20 protein-coding genes are annotated in these 18,534 nt (G+C 68.0%); 11 read left to right on the plus strand and 9 right to left on the minus strand.

What is annotated here, in order from left to right; genetic code table 11:
• Genes recD through K6T84_RS07365 form a run of 4 tightly spaced genes read left to right on the plus strand, consistent with a single transcriptional unit; the run spans position 1 to position 3,323 of the window.
• A complete protein-coding gene (gene recD, locus K6T84_RS07350) occupies positions 1 to 1,740 on the plus strand; it encodes an exodeoxyribonuclease V subunit alpha (RefSeq protein WP_225401957.1) in 1,740 nt (579 codons plus the stop codon).
• Between the two features lie 44 nt (positions 1,741 to 1,784).
• Positions 1,785 to 2,057, plus strand: coding sequence for a type II toxin-antitoxin system Phd/YefM family antitoxin (locus tag K6T84_RS07355; RefSeq protein ID WP_224864444.1), 273 nt, complete (start codon positions 1,785 to 1,787; stop codon positions 2,055 to 2,057).
• Complete coding sequence (locus tag K6T84_RS07360; protein WP_224864443.1) at positions 2,057 to 2,455, plus strand: type II toxin-antitoxin system VapC family toxin; 399 nt, start codon at positions 2,057 to 2,059, stop codon at positions 2,453 to 2,455. The genes K6T84_RS07355 and K6T84_RS07360 overlap by 1 nt, the downstream gene beginning before the upstream one ends.
• 28 nt (positions 2,456 to 2,483) lie before the next feature.
• A complete protein-coding gene (locus tag K6T84_RS07365) occupies positions 2,484 to 3,323 on the plus strand; it encodes an NYN domain-containing protein (RefSeq protein ID WP_224864442.1) in 840 nt (279 codons plus the stop codon).
• 3 nt (positions 3,324 to 3,326) lie between these two features.
• Here the strand turns inward: K6T84_RS07365 and K6T84_RS07370 are convergent, their stop codons facing one another.
• On the minus strand, positions 3,327 to 4,919 hold the full coding sequence (locus K6T84_RS07370) for a peptide chain release factor 3 (protein WP_224864441.1): 1,593 nt from the start codon (positions 4,917 to 4,919) through the stop codon (positions 3,327 to 3,329).
• A gap of 71 nt (positions 4,920 to 4,990) precedes the next feature.
• On the opposite strand from K6T84_RS07370, the gene K6T84_RS07375 reads away from it, so the two are divergent.
• Positions 4,991 to 6,409: an SDR family NAD(P)-dependent oxidoreductase gene (locus tag K6T84_RS07375; RefSeq protein WP_225401379.1), complete on the plus strand. Its 1,419-nt coding sequence runs from the start codon at positions 4,991 to 4,993 to the stop codon at positions 6,407 to 6,409.
• A gap of 88 nt (positions 6,410 to 6,497) precedes the next feature.
• A complete protein-coding gene (locus K6T84_RS07380; protein ID WP_408066071.1) occupies positions 6,498 to 6,824 on the plus strand; it encodes a DoxX family protein in 327 nt (108 codons plus the stop codon).
• Between the two features lie 20 nt (positions 6,825 to 6,844).
• Here K6T84_RS07380 and K6T84_RS07385 read toward each other — a convergent pair whose 3' ends face one another.
• The 7 genes from K6T84_RS07385 to K6T84_RS07415 all read right to left on the minus strand — a co-directional run bounded on the left by K6T84_RS07385 (position 6,845) and on the right by K6T84_RS07415 (position 12,061).
• Positions 6,845 to 7,672: an SDR family NAD(P)-dependent oxidoreductase gene (locus K6T84_RS07385; protein WP_225401378.1), complete on the minus strand. Its 828-nt coding sequence runs from the start codon at positions 7,670 to 7,672 to the stop codon at positions 6,845 to 6,847.
• Positions 7,665 to 8,147, minus strand: coding sequence for a nuclear transport factor 2 family protein (locus tag K6T84_RS07390; RefSeq protein ID WP_224864437.1), 483 nt, complete (start codon positions 8,145 to 8,147; stop codon positions 7,665 to 7,667). The genes K6T84_RS07385 and K6T84_RS07390 overlap by 8 nt, the downstream gene beginning before the upstream one ends.
• 46 nt (positions 8,148 to 8,193) lie before the next feature.
• On the minus strand, positions 8,194 to 8,328 hold the full coding sequence (locus tag K6T84_RS07395; protein ID WP_255612434.1) for a hypothetical protein: 135 nt from the start codon (positions 8,326 to 8,328) through the stop codon (positions 8,194 to 8,196).
• Between the two features lie 106 nt (positions 8,329 to 8,434).
• Positions 8,435 to 9,727: a cytochrome P450 gene (locus tag K6T84_RS07400; protein WP_225401377.1), complete on the minus strand. Its 1,293-nt coding sequence runs from the start codon at positions 9,725 to 9,727 to the stop codon at positions 8,435 to 8,437.
• 138 nt (positions 9,728 to 9,865) lie between these two features.
• Positions 9,866 to 10,585: an FAD-dependent oxidoreductase gene (locus K6T84_RS07405; RefSeq protein ID WP_225401376.1), complete on the minus strand. Its 720-nt coding sequence runs from the start codon at positions 10,583 to 10,585 to the stop codon at positions 9,866 to 9,868.
• Between the two features lie 14 nt (positions 10,586 to 10,599).
• Entirely contained in the window at positions 10,600 to 11,196 is a 597-nt protein-coding gene (locus tag K6T84_RS07410; protein ID WP_224864435.1) for a DUF1326 domain-containing protein, read from the minus strand.
• A gap of 13 nt (positions 11,197 to 11,209) precedes the next feature.
• Positions 11,210 to 12,061 (minus strand): DUF2182 domain-containing protein, encoded by an 852-nt coding sequence (locus K6T84_RS07415; RefSeq protein WP_225401375.1) that lies wholly within the window; start codon positions 12,059 to 12,061, stop codon positions 11,210 to 11,212.
• A gap of 178 nt (positions 12,062 to 12,239) precedes the next feature.
• Here K6T84_RS07415 and K6T84_RS07420 point away from each other — a divergent pair, with 178 nt between their 5' ends.
• From K6T84_RS07420 to K6T84_RS07435, 4 genes are all read left to right on the plus strand, one after another.
• Positions 12,240 to 13,604: a wax ester/triacylglycerol synthase family O-acyltransferase gene (locus K6T84_RS07420; protein ID WP_225401374.1), complete on the plus strand. Its 1,365-nt coding sequence runs from the start codon at positions 12,240 to 12,242 to the stop codon at positions 13,602 to 13,604.
• Positions 13,605 to 13,702: 98 nt separating this feature from the next.
• Positions 13,703 to 14,071 (plus strand): hypothetical protein, encoded by a 369-nt coding sequence (locus K6T84_RS07425; RefSeq protein WP_225401373.1) that lies wholly within the window; start codon positions 13,703 to 13,705, stop codon positions 14,069 to 14,071.
• Positions 14,072 to 14,164: 93 nt separating this feature from the next.
• The gene (locus K6T84_RS07430; RefSeq protein WP_225401372.1) at positions 14,165 to 16,063 is read left to right on the plus strand and encodes an SEC-C domain-containing protein; all 1,899 of its coding nucleotides are present in this window, start codon (positions 14,165 to 14,167) and stop codon (positions 16,061 to 16,063) included.
• Positions 16,064 to 16,126: 63 nt separating this feature from the next.
• Complete coding sequence (locus K6T84_RS07435; RefSeq protein ID WP_225401371.1) at positions 16,127 to 16,420, plus strand: hypothetical protein; 294 nt, start codon at positions 16,127 to 16,129, stop codon at positions 16,418 to 16,420.
• A 288-nt stretch (positions 16,421 to 16,708) separates the two neighbouring features.
• On the opposite strand, the gene K6T84_RS07440 is transcribed toward K6T84_RS07435, so the two are convergent.
• Positions 16,709 to 17,491 carry a thioesterase family protein gene (locus tag K6T84_RS07440; protein WP_225401370.1) on the minus strand — a complete coding sequence of 261 codons (783 nt, stop codon included), beginning with the start codon at positions 17,489 to 17,491 and terminating at the stop codon, positions 16,709 to 16,711.
• A 251-nt stretch (positions 17,492 to 17,742) separates the two neighbouring features.
• Here K6T84_RS07440 and K6T84_RS07450 point away from each other — a divergent pair, with 251 nt between their 5' ends.
• Complete coding sequence (locus K6T84_RS07450; RefSeq protein WP_225401368.1) at positions 17,743 to 18,531, plus strand: hypothetical protein; 789 nt, start codon at positions 17,743 to 17,745, stop codon at positions 18,529 to 18,531.
• The last annotated feature ends 3 nt before the right edge of the window (positions 18,532 to 18,534 follow it).

Raw genomic sequence — 18,534 nt, forward strand, 5'->3', positions numbered from 1 at the left:
ATGCTCGAGTGGCGGGTGGTGGCCGGGGCCACCGGACTGTTGCGGGACTTCAACCAGGCCGGGGTGATCGATGCCGCCGATGTGCATGCCGCCCAACGGATCACCCGATTGGCCGGTGAGCCCGAGGAGTCCGTCGCGTTGGCGTTGGCGCTGACGGTGCGGGCGCTGCGGCACGGCTCGGTGTGTTTGGACCTGTCGTCGGTGGTCGAGGCCGACGCTGCCGAAGGACTGTCCTGGCCGGAGCCGCAGGCCTGGCTGGCCGCGGTGCGCGGCAGCCGGCTGGTGCAGGAGAAGGTGCTGCGGCTCTACGAAACCCCCGCCGGTCGACTGCTCTACCTCGACCGGTATTGGCGTGAGGAGGAGCAGGTCTGCGCCGACCTGTTGGCGCTCTCGGCACCCGGCACGGCACCGACGCAGTTGCCCGCCTTCGAGCGACTTTTCCCGCCGGGCGAGTTCGATGAGCAGCGGGCAGCCGCCGAAATCGCGCTGTCGCAGCCGGTTACGGTGCTCACCGGCGGGCCGGGCACCGGCAAGACCACCACGGTGGCGCGGCTGCTGGCGCTGCTGGCCGAGCACGCCGAGCTGACGGGGGCATCGAGGTTACGGATCGCGCTGGCCGCCCCGACCGGCAAGGCGGCGGCCCGGTTGACCGAGGCCGTCGCCGCGGAGGTCGCCGCGCTGGAGCCCGTCGATCAGGCCAGGCTCGCCGGGTTGGGCGCCACCACCTTGCACTCGCTGCTGGGTTCGCGGCCGGACAGTTCGGTGCGGTTCCGTCACGACCGGGCCAACCGGCTGCCGCACGACGTGATCGTCGTCGACGAGACGTCGATGGTGTCGCTGACGCTGATGGCCCGGCTGTTGGAGTCGATGCGCCCGGATGCCCGGCTGATCCTGGTGGGCGATGCCGACCAGTTGGCGTCGGTGGAGGCCGGGGCGGTGCTGGCCGACCTGGTGGACGGGCTCGCCGCGCGCCCGGACACCCGGGTGGCGACGCTGCGGACGTCGCACCGGTTCGGGGAGTCGATCGGCGCGCTGGCCGTGGCGATCCGCGACGGCGACGCCGACGCCGCGATCGCGCTGCTGGCCGCCGGCGGCGAGCATGTGGAGTGGATCGACTCCGAGCACCCGGCCGCGGTGGCGCAGCAGTTGTGCGCCCTGGTGGTGCCGCACGCGCTGGCGGTGCGCCAGGCCGCATTGCTCGGCAATGCCGCGGTGGCGCTGGAGTCACTCGATGAGCACCGGCTGCTGTGCGCGCATCGCGAGGGCCTGCACGGGGTGCGGCACTGGAACCAGCAGATCCGCCGGTGGGTGACCGAGCAGACCGGCGACTCGCAGTGGTCGGAATGGTATGCCGGGCGGCCGCTGCTGGTGACCGCCAACGACTACGGGCTCGGGGTGCGCAACGGCGACACCGGGGCCGTGGTCGTGGGCGAGCAGGGGCTGCGGGCGGTGATCGCGGCGGCGTCCGGGCCGCTGGAGTTCGCCACCAGCCGGCTCGCCGAGGTCGAGACCATGTATGCGATGACCATCCACAAGAGCCAGGGCAGCCAGGCCGACGAGGTGACGGTGCTGATGCCGCCGGTCGAGTCGCGGCTGTTGACCCGTGAGCTGTTCTACACCGCGGTGACCCGGGCGAAGACGAAGGTGCGGGTGGTGGGGTCAGAGGCCTCGGTGCGCGCGGCGCTGGATCGGCGGGTGGTGCGGGCGTCCGGGCTGGCGCTGCGGCTGCGGGAGGCGTGACGACGCCGACATATGTACTACAAAATCGTAGTACCATTGATCGCATGGCCGAGGTGCCCGTGCGCGAGCTGAACCAGAACACCGCCGGTGTCCTCGCACGCGTCAAGCGGGGCGAGCAGCTTGAGATCACCGAACGGGGAACGGTGATCGCCCGCCTGGTCCCGGCCCAGGACGATCCGCTGAGCGAGATGATCCAGTCGGGACAGCTCAGTCCGGCAACCGTTCACGGGCCGGTGCCTCATCCTTCCGGGCCGGTGCGCACGGACCATGAGGCCGGTGAACTGCTGCGCGAGATGCGGGACGACGAGCGCTACTGATGCTGTATCTGGACACGTCGGCGCTGGTGAAGCTGATCCGTCCTGAGCCCGAGACCGAAGCGCTCACCGATTGGCTTGCAGCACAGCAGCCAACGCCATGGGTGTCCTCAAAGCTGATTGAGGTCGAGCTGCCTCGCGCTATCCGACGGACGGAGCCGTCCTTGCTGGTCGATGTCCCGGCCACGCTCGCCCGGGTGTCCCGGTACGAGGTGAACGAGGCGGTTCGGGCTGCCGCCGCGGCCTATCCCGACCCGATGCTGCGATCACTCAATGCCATTCACCTGGCTACCGGGCACGCGGTGTTCGGTGCCAGACTGACCGCGTTCGTCGCCTACGACAGGCAATTGTTCGAGGCCGCCCAAGCCGTCGGCCTGCCGGCCGTCTCCCCCGGACGATGACGCCGCTAGTTGGTGCCACACTGGGTCCATGACAGACTCCGGCAACACCCGGGTAGCGGTCTACCTCGACTTCGACAACATCGTGATCTCCCGCTACGACCAGGTCAACGGCCGCAACTCCTTTCAGAAGGACAAGGCCAAAGGCCTGGATCAGCAGCCGGAGAAACTGGCCAAGGCCACCGTCGACGTCGGCGCGATCATCGACTTCGCCTCGTCGTTCGGCACGCTGGTGCTCACCCGCGCCTACGCGGACTGGTCGGCCGAGGTCAACACCGGCTACCGCCAGCAACTGGTGGCCCGCGCGGTCGATCTGGTGCAGTTGTTCCCGGCGGCGGCCTACGGCAAGAACGGCGCGGACATCCGGCTGGCGGTCGACGCGGTCGAGGACATGTTCCGGCTGCCGGACCTGACCCATGTGGTGATCGCCGCCGGCGACTCCGACTACATCCCGCTGGCGCAGCGCTGTAAACGCTTGGGCCGCTATGTCGTCGGTATCGGGGTGGCCGGCTCCACCAGCCGGGCACTGGCCGCGGCCTGCGACGACTTCGTCAGCTACGACGCGCTGCCCGGCGTCCCGACCGTCGCACCGGCAAAGCGCAGCGCCAAGGCCGAACCCGAGGAGCAGGACTCCCCCGACCCGCAGGCCGCCACCCGGCTGCTGACCCGCGCCCTGCAGATCGGTCTGGAGAAAGACGACGTCGAGTGGCTGCACAACTCGCAGGTCAAGGGCCAGATGAAGCGGATGGACCCGTCGTTCAGCGAAAAAGCTTTGGGCTTCAAGTCGTTCAGCGACTTTCTGCGCTCCCACACCGATCTGGTGGAGCTCGACGAGAGTTCGACGACCCGGCTGGTGCGGCTGCGCGCCTGAGTGTTATCCCTCGGCGGCGACCAGGGACCGCAGCTTCACGTCGGGGTTGTCGCGCTGGAAACCCTGCAGCCGCCAGCTGTTGGCGAACAGCACCAGGTGCACGCCGTCGGTGCGGGTCATCACTTCGGCCAGCGACTGCCGGCTGACGAAGTCGACGGCGTCGTCTTCGACGATGCGGGCGACCTGATACGGCAACGCCTCCAGCGTGATCGGGGCGCCGATCTCGGTGGCCATCCGGTGGGCGGCCACCTCGAACTGCATCGGGCCGACGGCGGCCAGCACCGGCGCCTGATCGCCCCGGCGGTCTGAGCGCAGCACCTGGACCACACCCTCCTGGTCCAATTGCTCGATGCCGCGGCGGAATTGCTTGTGCTTGCTCGGGTCGACGTTGCGAGCCACCGAGAAGTGCTCGGGCGAGAAGCTCGGGATCGGCGGGAACTCCACGGGCACATCGCAATACAGCGTGTCGCCGGGACGCAGGCTGGCGGCGTTGGCCAACCCGATCACGTCGCCGGGCCAGGCGGTGTCCAGGGTGGAACGCTGCTGACCGAACACCGACTGGGCGTATTTGGTGACGAACGGCTTGCCGGTGGCGGCGTGGGTGAGCACGTCGCCGCGTTCGAAGGTGCCCGAGTACACCCGGGCGAAGGCGATGCGATCGCGGTGGGCGGAGTCCATACCGGCCTGCACCTTGAACACGAACGCGCTGAACGGGGCGTCGGTGTCGCGGCGGACACCGTCGACGTCGAGGGCGCCGCTGGGCGCGGGCGCCAGTTCGGTGAGCACGTCGAGCAGCTGGTTCACCCCGAAGTTCAGCGCCGCGGAGGTGAACAGCACCGGGGAGGCGGAGCAGTCCAGGAACGCCTCGCGGTCGTAGTCGGAGCCGTCGGCGCTCAGCAGTTCGCACTCTTCGACCGCGGTGTCCCAGTCGTCACCGGCGGCGTCGTGCCCCGCGGCCGCATCGATGTGTTCCTCGGGCGCCGCGGTGGCGCCGCCGGCGGTGCGGGTGAAGCGGATGTAATTGCCCGACCGGCGATCCAGCACGCCCTTGAAGTCACCGGCGATGCCCACCGGCCAGGTCAGCGGGGTGGGGCGCAGCCCGATCCGGGTGGAGATCTCGTCCATCAATTCCAGCGCGTGCCGGCCGGGGCGGTCCCACTTGTTGATCACCGTGATGATCGGGATGCGGCGGTGGCGACACACCTGGAACAGCTTGAGGGTTTGCGGCTCAAGGCCTTTCGCGGCGTCGATCAACATGATCGCGGAGTCCACCGCGGTGAGCACCCGGTAGGTGTCTTCGGAGAAGTCGGCGTGGCCGGGGGTGTCGAGCAGGTTGATGACGCAGTCCTGCCCCTTGGGCGTGCGATACGGGAACTGCAAGGCGGTCGAAGTGATGGAGATGCCGCGGGCCTTCTCCATCTCCATCCAGTCCGACACGGTGGCGCGGCGGCCGGATTTACCGTGCACGGCGCCGGCCTCGGTGATGGCCTTGGCGTGCAGCACCAGCGCCTCGGTCAGGGTGGACTTGCCCGCGTCGGGGTGGCTGATCACCGCGAAGGTTCTGCGGCGGCCTGCTTCGGTGGAGATCTCGGTCATGGCGCCAGCGAGTGTATTGGCGATCTGCAGCAAATCGATAATCGACGCAGGTGCCCGTACCCTTACCAGGCGTGACCGCCATCGACCCGCAGAAACTCGCCACCTGCCTGCAGGTGCTCGCCGAGGTCAATGCGCTGCCGCCCGAGCACCCCGATGCCGTCGCCGTACGCCGCGCCACCGCACACGTCTTCAAACAGGTGAAGAAGTCCCGCCGGGATGCCAAACGCGACGCGGTGGCCGCTGCCGACAAGGCCGTCATCGCCGCCACCGCCACCGGCGCACCGGGCCGCATCGACGACGAGACCCAGGGCATTCCGCTGGTGTCCACGGCGGTCGGGGCGTCGGCGGGCACCCTGCTGCGTTCGCGGGCCTGCTACATCTGCAAGCAGCACCACACGATCGTCGACGCGTTCTACCACCAGCTCTGCCCGGACTGCGCGGCCATGAGCCGGGCCAAACGTGACGCCCGCACCGACCTGACCGGCCGCCGCGCCCTGCTCACCGGCGGCCGGGCCAAGATCGGCATGTACATCGCGCTGCGGCTGCTGCGCGACGGCGCGCACACCACCATCACCACCCGTTTCCCCAACGACGCGGTGCGGCGTTTCGCCGCCATGCCCGATGCCGCCGACTGGCTGGACCGGCTGCAGGTGGTGGGCATCGATCTGCGCGACCCGGCCCAGGTGGTCGCGCTGGCCGACACGGTGGCCGGCCAGGGCCCGTTGGACATCCTGATCAACAACGCCGCGCAGACGGTGCGGCGCGCACCCGGCTCGTATTCCGCCCTCGTCGAGGCCGAGCGCACCCCGGCAAACGAGCTGGTCGACGTGATCACCTTCGACCATGTCAGCGACGCGCACCCCGCCGCGCTGGCCGGCAGCCTCGCCGAGCATCAGGAGCCGCACGCGTTGACGGAGTTGGCCCTGACCGCCCGCAGTGCCTCCCCGGAGCGGATCGCCGCCGGCACCGCGATCGACGCGGGTGGGCTGCTGCCCGACACCGCCGCGGTCAACAGCTGGACGCAGCGGGTGCACGAGGTCGACGCCTTGGAGCTGCTCGAGGTGCAACTGTGCAACCAGACCGCGCCGTTCATCCTGGTGAGCCGGCTGCGTCCGGCGATGGCGGCGGCTAAGGCGCGGCGTAAGTACGTGGTGAACGTCTCGGCGATGGAGGGCCAGTTCAGCCGTCGTTACAAGGGCCCGGGGCATCCGCACACCAACATGGCCAAGGCCGCGCTGAACATGCTCACCCGCACCAGCGCGGCGGAGATGCTGGAGTCAGACGGCATCCTGATGACCGCCGTGGACACCGGTTGGATCACCGATGAGCGCCCGCATCCCACCAAGCTGCGGCTGGCCGAGGAGGGTTTCCACGCCCCGCTGGATCTGGTCGACGGCGCCGCCCGGGTCTATGACCCGATCGTGCGCGGGGAGGCCGGCGAGGATCTGTACGGGTGTTTCCTCAAGGATTACGCGCCGAGTAACTGGTAGGGCCGGGCGCCGCGGATACACTCGGGCCGTGACCGTGACCACCGCAGAACAGCGTTCCGCCACCACCATCGCGCGTTGGCTCGCCGGGATGCTGCTCGGTGTCGGGGCAGTGCATTTCGCCTGGCCCAAGCCGTTCGACACCATCATTCCGGCCGAGTTGCCCGGAAGCCCGCGGTTCTACACCTACGCCTCGGGAGTCGCCGAGGTGGCGATCGGGGCGTCGCTGCTGGTGCCCCGCACCCGCCGGATGGCCGGATTGGCGGCGGCATGGCTGTTCGTCGCGGTGTTCCCCGGGAACCTCAACAGCGTGCGGCTGTTCTGGGCCAAGCCGTGGCTGCGGGCAGCGTCCATCGGCCGCCTGCCGCTGCAGATTCCGATGGTCGCCGCGGCGCTGCGGGTCTGGCGCCACGGGTAGCACCGGAACCGGCCGCACGGTCAGTACAGCGGCCCGCCCCCGAACAGGGAGCGGTGCGAATCCGGTTGGTTGCCTTCGATGTCGGTGACGCCGTAGTCCAGCGCGGCCTCGGCGGTGATCAGGGTGTGTCCGCTGCGGGAGCCCAGGTCCGGGTCGTCGGCCAGCGCGGCGACGACGCGGCCGATGAACTCCGGGGTTTCGGCGTTGGCCAGGGCGAAGCCCTGGAAGTTGTCCAGCCCGCGGTCGATGAAGCCTTGCATGACTTCGTTTTTCACCAGTCCCGGCCACAGTGAGACGGCGCTGACGCCGGTGCCGGCCAGTTCGGCGGCCATGTCGGCGGCCATCTTGTCCAGCCCGGCCTTGGACATACCGTAGAGCACCGAGTGCAGGTGCCCGCGGGTGCCGAACGAGGAGATGTTGGCGATCAGACCCGACCCGCGGGCCACCATCAGTCCTGCGGCGTGCACCGAGGCGACGTAGTGGGCGCGCAGCCCGACCCCGATCAGGGTGTCCCAGTCGGTCACCGGGCGCTGCCAGAACTTCTCGGTGAACCCGCCGAATCCCTTGGGCGCGGCCCAGACGTTGTTGACCAGCAGGTCCAGCCGGCCGTCCTGCTCGTCGGCGATGCGGGCGAACAGCGCGGCGATCTGGGCGTCGTCGCGGTGGTCGCATTCCACGGCGATGCCCCGCCCGCCGCGTTCGGTGACGCCCGCCGCGGTTTCATCCAGCGGCCCGGCGCTGCGGGCGGTGACGTAGACGGTCCAGCCGGCCGAGCCCAGCGCCAGCGCGACGCCCTTGCCGACGCTGCGGCTGGCGCCGGTGACCAGGGCGATACGGGTGTCAGTCATCTCCGGCCTCCACAATCGTGTCGTCGGTCAGCGGCCGGGTGATCACCCAGAGTTGCCGGAAGTGGCTCCGGGCCATTCTCCAGGCCCCGTCCTCGATCACGTAGTCGTCGTCGTATTCGCCGGTGAGCAGGCGTTCGGTGCGCTCGATCATGTTGAGCTGACGGAACTTCAGCGTCCAATGTCCGGTGGCCGTGCCTGGGCCGGTGATGCTGATGTCGGGGTGCATGCCGTGGTGCATGTCGAGGATCACCGGCTTGCCGTCGACGGTGTGCAGCGCGATGCGGGTGAACACCCGGGCCAACTGATCGGCATCGGTGAAGCCGCCCAGCGGGCCGTAGTCGATGTCAGCGTCCTCGGTGAAGCAGGCCCGGAAGGTATCGGGGTCCTTGGCGTCGCAGGCGCGGAAATAACGGTGCTTGAGGGCCTTGATCGCCTCGATCTGTTCGAGGGCGGCCAGCCGTTCTTCGATGCTCACCCGGCTGACCCTACGGCCAGGTCCGGGCGGGTTCAGTTGGGGCCGATCAGCAGATCTGGCCGGCGAAGAACGCCGCCGAAACCAGGCCGACGCACAGCGCCAGAGTCGCGTGGCCCATCATGCCGGCTCCGACCGTCGCGGTGGCGGCGGTGATGCCCAGCCCGCTCAAGAAAGTCGTCATGGCCATCATCTCCTGTGGTGTGCGTCACATCTATTTTTTAACGTGGCCTACACCACATCATATCTCTAAGGGAAATGCCAGCCCAACCTCACGCGCCACAAAATTGTCAAGTTTCGGCGACGCGCTCCACCTGCACGACCAGGCCGTTCCTCGGCTGCAGCGCCGCGTATCCCCCGGCACGTATGCGCTGGTCAAGAAGGTCTAGCCGGGTTCTTCCCAGCAGCCGGGCAAGCATGACCGTCAGCTCGGCGGTCGCGAACGCCGAGCCGATGCAGCGATGCGTCCCCCCGCCGAACGGCAGGAACTCGTACGGAGCGGGCCGGCGATACCCCGGCGAGGCGGGATCCCAGCGGCGCGGCTCGAACCACAGCGGGTCGGCCCACAGCTGCGGCAGCCGGTGGGTGACGTAGGGGCTGAACACCAGGGTGCGCCCGGCGCGGATGCGGCGGCCGGCGAACGACAGCTCGCGGGTGACCTTGCGCGCCGAGATCACCGCCGGCGGGTAGAGCCGCAGGGTTTCGTGCACGACGCCGTTGAGGTAGGTCAGGTTCTTCAGGTCGGCGGCGTCGGGGGGCCGGCCTTCGAGGACGTCACCGACCTCCGCGGCGGCGGTCTCCCACACCCCGGGGTTGCTCAGCGCGTTGTAGACCACCCATCCCATTGCCGCGCTGGTGGTTTCGTAGCCGGCGGCGATCAGCGAGACGACCTGGTCGCGGATCTCGTTGTCGCGCAGCGTTTCGCCGTCCTCGGTGCGCCCCTCGATCAGGGTGGCCAGCACGTTGTCGTCGGCGCTGGGATAGGTTCGAGCGCGGGCGATCTCGGCGTAGATCAGCTCGTCGACGCGAACCTTGGCGGCCATCGCGCGTCGCCACGCCGGGGTACGCAGCAGCTGCACGGCCTGCAGTGTTTGGGGCAGTAGGTGGGTCAGGTCCATCAGCGGCTGCATTTGTTCGCCCAGAAAGTCGGCGTGTGCAGCCATGCTCTGGCCGAACAGTGACTCGATGGCACTGCGCCGGATCGCGGCGCGGAGTTGGGCGAAGACGTCGACGGTCTGTCCCGGCTGCCAGGTGTCGATGACGGCGTCGGCGTTGGCGGCCATGATCTGCAGGTAGTTCGCGAGGTGGCGGTGGTGGAATGCCGGCTGGACCAGGCTGCGGCGACGACGGTGGTCGGCGCCGTCGCTGACGATCAGTGCGGTGGGTCCGTCGACGGGCACCAGCACCTGGAATGCCTCCCACCAGTTGAAGGCGTCGGAGTTGGCGAAGACGAACCTGTTGGCCTCGGCACCGAAGAGATAGACATAACCGTGGCGGCCAAGCCCGGCGTCGACCATGGGGCCGCGGCGGCGATGCAGCGCCAGTAGCGCTTCGCCGGGCGGGTAGCGCACCGGGTGGGTCATGTGCTTGGAGGCTAGCGGTCTAGTCGTCGAATTCCGATGCCATGCGGCAGATCAACTCGGGTCAACGCACCGCTACCGCGCCCGAAGGACGCGCAAGGCGTTGCCGCCCCGGCCTGAGCCGCGGTTGTTGGGATCGCCTCAGTAGCCGTAGAACTCGGCGGACTTGATGTCGGCGTCGTCGACACCCAGATCCTCGAGTAGATCCAGCATCGCCAGCGCCATCGGCGGCGGCCCCGCCACGTAGTACACCGGACTGGTGATCTCCGACAGGTGCCGCCGCAGCAGATCGGCGTCGACGACACCGATCTCGCCGGACCAGGATCGCGGATCGGGATCAGTCATCGTCGTGATCAACCGGAAGTGCGGGTTGGCCTGCTGCAACGCTTCGAGTTCCGGGAGGAACGCCGCCAGCTCGGGCCGCCAGTTGGAGTAGAAGAGATACAACGGATGCGCCAACGCATGGCGTGAGGCATGGCGGACGATCGACAGGAACGGTGTGACACCGATGCCACCGGCGATCAACACCGCCGGCCGGCCGACGTCGCGGTGCAGGATCAGGTCGCCGTCGGCTTCGCTGATCGACACCGTCGTTCCGGGCGGCGCGTCCTTGAGCAGGTCCTTGAATGCGCTGTCCCGCAGGCGCATCGCGATCATCAGTTCAGGCTCGTGCGGCGCACTGGCGATGGTGAACTCACGGGTCGCTCCCTTGGAGTCATCCTTGGGCGGCGGGTCGATCAGCGTCAGCTGACAGGACTGTCCCGGCAGGTACTCATAGCCGTCCGGCTTGGCGAAATAGAACGCCATGGTGTCCTCGGCGATCAGTTCGCGCCGCAGTAACTGCGACTTGTATACGTCCACGGTGGGCTCTCCGATCAGGACGCGAAGCTGAATTCGGTCTGGGTCGACTGCCGGCCCCGGAACTGCAGGCCGTGCTCGGTCTCGGTCACCCGATGCCGAATCACCTTGCCGGGGTAGGTCAAAGCGCCGTAGACGTGGCCGAGCGCGGTGTTATTCAAGGTCGTGTGGGAGCCGTCCTTGGCGCGAAAACCCTCGACCTGGGCCTCGAAGATCCCGTCTACCTTGAAATGGCCACTGCCCTTGTCGACGTCGAATTCGATCGGCGCCCGGGTCACGCCCACAATCTCCTTGACCAGGCCGGCCAGATCGGCCAGCGGCCCACCGGCCTGGCCGGTGAACGCCGTCACTAGCGCGTCCTGCTGGGTGTCGTCGGCGCGGTCGTCGACGATGACGAACACCCGGGTGTTTACGTCGAAGATATTGTCGGCGTGATGCCCCAGCAGACCCAGGTTGAGGCCGGCCACGTCGACGCCGTTGATCTGCCCGCGGTCGATGTGGAACACCCAGTTGAACCCGCAGTTGTTGCCGTCGGCGTTCTCGCCGATGGTGCACGGGCACAGTGACCGGCAACTGCACACCTCGGCCATTCGTCCGTTCAACTCATATCCCACGACGATCTCCTTTTCACGGGTGGTGATGCGCACCGGTCGACGACTGCAGCGGCTCGTAGAGGCCCCAGCCGGGCAGGTGGTTTCCGAACAAGCCCGCCAACGCCGCGGCGATCATCAGGGCGACGCCGAGGGGCGCCACGATCCGCCTGCCCCACGAGGCGTTCTTCTCGATCAGCATCACCGCGGTCAGCGCCAGCATGGCCAGCACATTGCCCAGTCCGGTACCGAACATGATCAGCATCAGCGCCCAGCAGCACCCCAGGCAGGACCAGCCGTGGCGCAGTCCCAGGTTCCAGGCGCCCGCGACACCACGCCGGTAGTGGGCGAACAGGAAGGCCCGGGGGTCGCGGCACTGGGTGAGGCAGCGGTCCTTGAGCGGGGTGAGTTGGAAGATGCCGGCGATCGCCAGCACGGCGGCGAGCACCAGGTGCGGTCGAGCGGACATCCACGTCAACTGCGCCGGTGCCGCCCACGCTCGCACGGCGGTTGCCACCGCGACCGCGGCGAGCGCGAACGCCAGCCACAGCGCCAGGTAGCCGGCGAGGAACGCGGCACGCACCCAGGCCGTTCGCGGGGCACGGGCGCTGACGACGGTGAACATCCGCACCATCGGAATGGTCGTCGGCAGCATCATCGCGGCGGTCATCTCCAGCCAGGCGCCGGCCAGCAGCGCCACGGAGAATGCGACGCCGGCAACCGATCGCGGTGTCGCGCCGCCGGTGATGAGAACGTCATGGTGATGCCCGGCTGCCAGCAGTGCCACCCAGCACGCCGCGGCGATGACCCACAGCAACCGGCCCGGATCGCTCCACCCTTCCCAGAGCGCAGCGGTAGACCGGCCGCCTACCTGGTCGGATGCCACCATCTCGGGGCGCCCCTTTGCCGATGGATCATTTGCCGAACATTACCCGGAGATCTCTCGTCGAAATAGGGGCGGGTTTCGCTCGAGAGTTGATGCGCTGCTTAGGGACTTCCGGCCCTGCCGACCGCAGCGCCGGTAGTCGATACTGATACTACGCGTAACAGATAACTCGGAGGCCGCCATGTCACAGCGACTGAGCACCCTGGACACCGCCTTCCTGCACGCCGAGCACACCGACCCCCACACCCGGCTGGGCATCGGTGGGCTGGCGATCCTGGACGGCCCGATGCCCGAGCACGACGCGTTGATGGCGACCCTGTCCGAGCGGATCGCGGCCTGCCCCCGGTTCTCACAGCGGTTGCGCCGCCGGGTCTTCGACCTCGACGCACCGCAGTGGGTCGACGACGACAAGTTCGACCTGGCCTATCACGTGCGGCGCGTCGCTCTCCCGGGCTCCGGCACCGACGAGGACCTCTACAGCGTGGTGGCCGACGTGATGTCGTGGCAGCTCGACCACGACCGCCCGTTGTGGGAGATCTGGCTGATCAGTGAGCTGGCCGGGGGCCGGTGGGCGATGCTGATGAAGGTGCACCCGTGCCTGGCCGATGCCGTTGCGACCGTGCACATCCTGACCGGATTGTCCGATGACGCCGTGGCCGGGGGCGACGCCGTTGAGCACTGCATGAACCGGCACCCCGCGGGCAGCGCCCGGATCGATGCGGCACACCCGGCCCCGAGCCCCTGGCTGGCGGCGCTGCGGGCTCCCGCGCAGATCGCCGGCGACGCGCTGGCCGCAGCTCGCGAGATCGTTCGCAGCGCAAACGAATTCGCGGCCGGTCTGCAACGTCCGCCGTCGCCGCTGAACGGGCCGGTGACCTCCCGGAGACGCTACACCGCGGCGCATGTCGCCCTCGATGACGTCCACCAGATCTGCCGGACCTTCAACGTCACCGTCGACGACGTCGCGCTGGCCGCGCTCACCGAGGTCTACCGCGATATGTTGTTGCGCCGCGGTGAGAAGCCCAACGCCGAGTCGCTGCGCACCCTGGTGCCCAGCCGCGGCGCAATCCGCCTGCCGTATCTGCCTGTGCACGAGGCGAATCCGGTACTGCGGTTGCGGTTGATTCATGCCCGGATGGAGCAGATGACCGGCAGCGGAGTGGAAGGATTGGTGGCCGCGGCCACCCGGATGCTGCCCTTCCCGGTGACCGCGTGGGCCCTGGATCTGCTGGCCCGGTTGCCGCAGCGCAACGTGGCCACCATGGCCGTCAACGTGGCGGGGCCGCGCCGGCCACTGCAGGTGATGGGACGCAACGTGATCGGGGTCTTGCCGATCCCGCCGATTGCGGTCCAGCTGCGCAGCGCCGCGGCGGTGTTGAACTACGCCGATCAGCTGTTCTTCGGGATCCTCGCCGATTTCGACGCCGTCCCGGATGCCGAGGAGCTGGCCCGCGGGGTGGAGGCCGCGGTGGCCCGGCTGCTCGAGCGCAGCCGGCGGCGCCGGGGACAGGACAGGCACGGGATGTCGCTGGTCGTCACCGCCTGAGGGACCTGATCCAGGTGCCGCCAGGCGCCCCGGCGCTGTGGTGCACGGACATTCCCAGAGTGACTTGCCCGGTAAGTCCACCGGCGTACGCTGCCAGCATGCCGCCAGAGAACCTCGAACCACGAGTCGCCGCCCTGGAGGAGCACATACGGAAGCTGCGCAACCGGGTCCGGGCCAGCGAGCAGGACGCGACGGCGGCCCGCGTGCTCGCCGGCGGCGCCGACCGCGGCGTCGGCGAGATCGGCGACGAGGTCCGAGACTTCCGTCGTGCCACGATCGCCAGTTTCAATGCATTACGTGAAGACATGGTCGACATCCGGCAGGATGTGACCAACCTGCGGCAGGAGACGGCCGGCGGCTTCAGCGAGATGCGGTCCAAACTCGACGTAGCTGCCGCGGGTCAGCAGCGAATCGCTGAGCTGATCCAGCACGTGATCGATGCGCACGACGGGACCGACCCGGCCTGACTGGGAGTACAACCGCACCCGCCGCGGTGAGTTGTCCACAGCGGCCGATGCGGTGAAGTGCGGCACGATCGCCGGGCTCCTAGCCTGACCGCCATGACCGAGCCATTCGATCCCGTTGGGCCCCTGTCGAGGATTCTCACCGCGCACGGCCCGTTGCACGAAGACGCCATCGCCGAGTATCTGCGGGAGTCCGGCGTGGCCGATCCCGCCCGCGCTCTGCGGCGCCTGCACCTCGAAATCGACATTCCCGCAGGGCAATTACCTGATGGACGTTGGCTATGGCTGCCCGCCGTGCTGGCCGGCCGGGTGTTCACCCGGCGGGTCACCGAGTCCGAAGTAGACGGCGACGTACTCACCATCACCCCGGATCTCGCTCCGATCGCCGTGCTCTGCGACAGCGCGCCGTACCAACGGTTGGCCGACGGGTCCGCGGTCCACTACGTGATGCAAGACGATGATCGCGGCGTCCTCGCACTGACCCCGGGCACGTTCGAGGCACTCGGCGTCGAGAGCGGTGATCTGATCGGCCTGCGCCTGGGCGATGCGGGACTGGTGCTCGAACGGGTCGCCACGGCAACCGATTCCGCGGCGGGCGCACGGCTGGCCATGCAACTCGGTGGACAGCCGGAGCGTGTCGACGCACTGGTCTGGACCGCGTGCCTGGCAGATCCGACGCTGTTCACCCAGCCGGGCGCCCCGCTGTCGGAGATCGTCGCCGAACGGGGCCTGACCCAGCTTGGGGCGTGGCTGGCGCCGCCGGAATTCAATTTCAGCCGTTGGGTTTTCGAGCGGGAATGGGAGAAGCTGGCGCGACGCCACCGACTCGACGAGGATGACGCGCTGACGCTGAACACGCTGCTGCGGCTGTATCGGCTGATGGTGATACCGCAGCTGCTCAAGTCTGGTCCGTCCGGGGACAGCGTCGAACCTGCGGATGACTTCGGCGACATCATGGACGACGTCGGCGCCGCTCTGGCCGATCCGAAGATCGCCGAACTGCTGGCGAGGGAGACGCTGCGCGACGGCCGGTTCAGTGCGGGCGGGCTGCGGGGGCTGGCGGACGCCTTGGCGCCGCGGGTGCCGCCGTCGGCGCAGGTGGCCTGCCAGTGGCTGCGGGCGGTGGCTTGCGAACGCGAAGGCGATGTCGTCGGGTTCGAGCGTGAGTTGCTGGCGGCTGAGGCGATGGACGGCCAGTGGCCGCTGCCGCTGCTCGACTTGGCCGAAATCGCCTCCGACCGCGGCGATGCGGAAGCCGCCCTGGCCCTGCTTCGGCGCGCGCGAGCAACCGCAGATCATCCACTGGTGTACCTGCTGCGCCAACATCGCTGCGCGCCGCGGACCGATCTGGGCCGAAATGCACTGTGCTGGTGCGGCTCCGGCAGGAAATACAAGAAGTGCCATCTCAATGGGTTGCCGTTGCACGACCGGGTGGGCTGGCTGTATCACAAGGCCATTCGGCATGTGCTGTTCGGCGACTGGACCGATCTGCGCTACGCGGCCGCCTGGGAATGGTGTCGGTCCACCATCGTCGACGACGAAGACGCGTTCAACGCGGCGCTGGCCGATCCGCTGGTGATCGACGCGGTGTTGTTCGAGGGCGGCGGGTTCGAGGAGTTCCTGACGGTGCGCGGTCCGCTGCTTCCCGACGACGAATGGGCGCTGGCACAACAGTGGCTGCTGGCACCACGAGCGGTGTTCGAAATCGAGGACGTGCACGGCGACCGAGGTGTCACCATCCGCAATGTGCACACCAGCGAGCGGAACGAGGCGGGCGTGCGCATGACCGACCTGCAGTTGCGGCGCGGGCAACTGGTCTGCGCCCGGCTGGCGCCCGACGGGACCGGGCTGCAGCTCTACGCGCTCGAGCCGATCTCACCGCAGCAGCGTGATCCGCTGGCCTCCCTCCTGGCCGCCGGCGCCGATCCGGTGGAGTTGATGGCGCAGCTCAGCGGTGACGGAGAAAGCTCCGTTCGCCGACGTGGTGTTGCCTGACGTCCTCGATCGACGCACTGAAGAAGCCGGCGCAGAACCGTTCGACGCGTAGAATTGGAGACTATGAGTCAGGCGATCACCGAGCCGCCGCCCCGGCTCCCAGCAAGCGGAGCTCAGGTGCGTGCGCACGCGTCTCAGCTGACCGAGCTGGCGGCGCGCTATGGAATCACCGAACTCGCGTTTGCGTCAGCAGGAAAGCTGCGCGGACGAATCGACGATGAGCACGACCTCTTTGACATGTTCGAGTTCCAAAGAGCAGCAACAGATCTGATCGGCGCCGACGTTGTCCTGTTCTCTGTCGGAGCGCTACGCAACGAAAACGTCAGCCCGGACCTTCGGTCAGCCGCGCCCCTGTGAATGCCGATCGCCGACCCGACCTGCATGCGCTACTGGAGCTTGACGCACTTCTATTCGAGATCATCTCCCTACGCGGCTCGGGTGATCCCGCACGATATGCCGAGACAACCACCTATGGGCGAACTTGTACGACCTGCGGAATCATCTGGCGCATTCGCGGCTTCCAGACATCGACGAAGGGCTAATTCAGCGATTCACCTGGGCGCGAACCGACTCACTGCGCGCCGCAGTCCAGGCGGTGATGAAGCCGACGCACTGACTGGACACGGAACGTACCGGTTAACACACTTACGCAACCAGGGTCTGCGTCGCCAAGCCGGCGGGGCCGGCCTGGTCGAAGATGACCGTCTGCGTCATCGCCCCCGCCCCGGGGGTCACCGTGGTGCGTGAGTCCATGCCGATCCACTCACCGACCGGATCGTGGTCGAGTACCACCGACAGGTCGCAGTTGATCGCCGGATAGCGGTCCGGCGGCGCGCACACGCTGATCCCACTGCCGGAGTCGGCGACCGTCAGCACCCGCTGCCACGGTGTCATGTCCTCGCCGTCGACCAGCGTCACCGTCGGCCGCGTCCAGGCTTTCGCCCGACCGAAGTCGGCGAAGCCGCCCTGCTCGAAGCGCCAGTCGATCGCCGACAGGTAACCGTCCCCGTGCCAGCCGTCGGGAATCGCCGCATCGGCGGAAGTGAGTTCAGCGTCGATGTCCCGCAGCTCCTGCGCTTGGGGCGGCGCGGGGAAATCCGCCGACGCCGCTATCAGCCGCCAGGCCCGCCCGATCAGCACCGTGCTCCCCGCCGCCTGCGCTGTGGCCTGCAGCAACTCCACCCGCCTGCCCTGGTGCAGAGATGCCACGGTGATGTGCAACGGCGCGACCGGCACCGGCCGCAGAATGTCCACCGTCATCCGCGCCAGCCGATGACCGGGCCGCGGCTGATGCTGTTCGATCTGTCTGGCCAACAACGCCGAGGGCGGCCCGGCGTGCTGCGCGGACGGGCTCCACGGCCCCGCGGTCAGCGGCGAACTGTCGAACATGTCGGGCGCGGTCTGGGTGTAGAACGACGTGGCATCCACGGGGTCAACGGTAGTGGGGGGCCGCGCGTCAGTAGTGATAGCGGGCTTGGATGATCTGCAGGTCCTCGCCGACCACCCGGTAGACGAGGCGATGTCCTGTAGATGGTTCGCAGACGTCGTCGCCGCCAAACCACGTCACACGAAATGACCTGGGACATAATGGCAGCCAACAATGTTCATCGGACTCATGCCGGGGCGATGCCGAGAATTAAGTCCAGAGTGGGAGCTGGACGCGAACCTAAGGAAGAGTCATGTTCGCAGGCTATTTCGAAGCAGACGACCGCGATGGAACCGAGTACGGGCGGGCCGCATCTCTGGCGCATGGCATGTGCGGGGCGCTAACTGGGTTGCCTACCTCAGCGGCAGCCGGGTCACCTATTGACATGGTGGATCAGGCGTTTCCGGGCGCCCCGATAGCGCCATCTACTTTGCTTCGAAACGCAATGGACCACACGCTCCTAGATCTCGGTCACGTCATGGGCATCGTCGAACAAAGCGGCCGTCAAGTTTCGGTACCCGCAATCATGGGAAACATCCGCACCTCACTGCTCTCAGCGTCACACCTGTGCTACGCCATATCTCCCGCCGATGCCCGCCAACGCCTCCACCACATCGGCGAGCTTTACGACCTCGAGATGAGATCGGCTGCGAAGTTCGTCAAAGAAGTCGACAAACAGGACCCAAGCGTGCTCCCCGGCCTTCGGCCCCCGCCGGACGCTGCTGTGCGACAGCTCGCGTCCTACGCCAACCCCTACCCGCCAGCACAGCGGGTCACGGAGTCACTTCTCCTCGGGCATATGAAGGAACAGGTGCTCGGGCCGCTGCTCACGCAACTGAAGATCGACGAATCCCATGCAGCCCTCCTCGTCGACCACATGTTCAACACAACCAGCGGAGCTGCGCATGGTTACAGCTGGATTGACCTGGAAGGCGTCATCTGCCACTTTGTCGCCCATTTCACTTACGCAGTATCGGTTGCCAATCTGGTTTTCAACGACTACTTGCGTGCGCTCGGGCGTCATCCGACGCGTTCCGCCTGAGCG

Origin of the sequence: Mycobacterium zoologicum, from assembly GCF_020181635.2 — a bacterium.
GTDB lineage: Bacteria > Actinomycetota > Actinomycetes > Mycobacteriales > Mycobacteriaceae > Mycobacterium > Mycobacterium zoologicum.

Bases quoted from the DNA above. Each gene is read 5' to 3' on its own strand.
- recD (WP_225401957.1), top strand. From the start codon at position 1: ATGCTCGAGTGGCGGGTGGTGGCCGGGGCCACCGGACTGTTGCGGGAC.
- K6T84_RS07355 (WP_224864444.1), top strand. From the start codon at position 1,785: ATGGCCGAGGTGCCCGTGCGCGAGCTGAACCAGAACACCGCCGGTGTC.
- K6T84_RS07360 (WP_224864443.1), top strand. From the start codon at position 2,057: ATGCTGTATCTGGACACGTCGGCGCTGGTGAAGCTGATCCGTCCTGAG.
- K6T84_RS07365 (WP_224864442.1), top strand. From the start codon at position 2,484: ATGACAGACTCCGGCAACACCCGGGTAGCGGTCTACCTCGACTTCGAC.
- K6T84_RS07370 (WP_224864441.1), bottom strand. From the start codon at position 4,919: ATGACCGAGATCTCCACCGAAGCAGGCCGCCGCAGAACCTTCGCGGTG.
- K6T84_RS07380 (WP_408066071.1), top strand. From the start codon at position 6,498: ATGCTGCTCGGTGTCGGGGCAGTGCATTTCGCCTGGCCCAAGCCGTTC.
- K6T84_RS07385 (WP_225401378.1), bottom strand. From the start codon at position 7,672: ATGACTGACACCCGTATCGCCCTGGTCACCGGCGCCAGCCGCAGCGTC.
- K6T84_RS07395 (WP_255612434.1), bottom strand. From the start codon at position 8,328: ATGACGACTTTCTTGAGCGGGCTGGGCATCACCGCCGCCACCGCGACG.
- K6T84_RS07400 (WP_225401377.1), bottom strand. From the start codon at position 9,727: ATGACCCACCCGGTGCGCTACCCGCCCGGCGAAGCGCTACTGGCGCTG.
- K6T84_RS07415 (WP_225401375.1), bottom strand. From the start codon at position 12,061: ATGGTGGCATCCGACCAGGTAGGCGGCCGGTCTACCGCTGCGCTCTGG.
- K6T84_RS07420 (WP_225401374.1), top strand. From the start codon at position 12,240: ATGTCACAGCGACTGAGCACCCTGGACACCGCCTTCCTGCACGCCGAG.
- K6T84_RS07425 (WP_225401373.1), top strand. From the start codon at position 13,703: ATGCCGCCAGAGAACCTCGAACCACGAGTCGCCGCCCTGGAGGAGCAC.
- K6T84_RS07430 (WP_225401372.1), top strand. From the start codon at position 14,165: ATGACCGAGCCATTCGATCCCGTTGGGCCCCTGTCGAGGATTCTCACC.
- K6T84_RS07435 (WP_225401371.1), top strand. From the start codon at position 16,127: ATGAGTCAGGCGATCACCGAGCCGCCGCCCCGGCTCCCAGCAAGCGGA.
- K6T84_RS07450 (WP_225401368.1), top strand. From the start codon at position 17,743: ATGTTCGCAGGCTATTTCGAAGCAGACGACCGCGATGGAACCGAGTAC.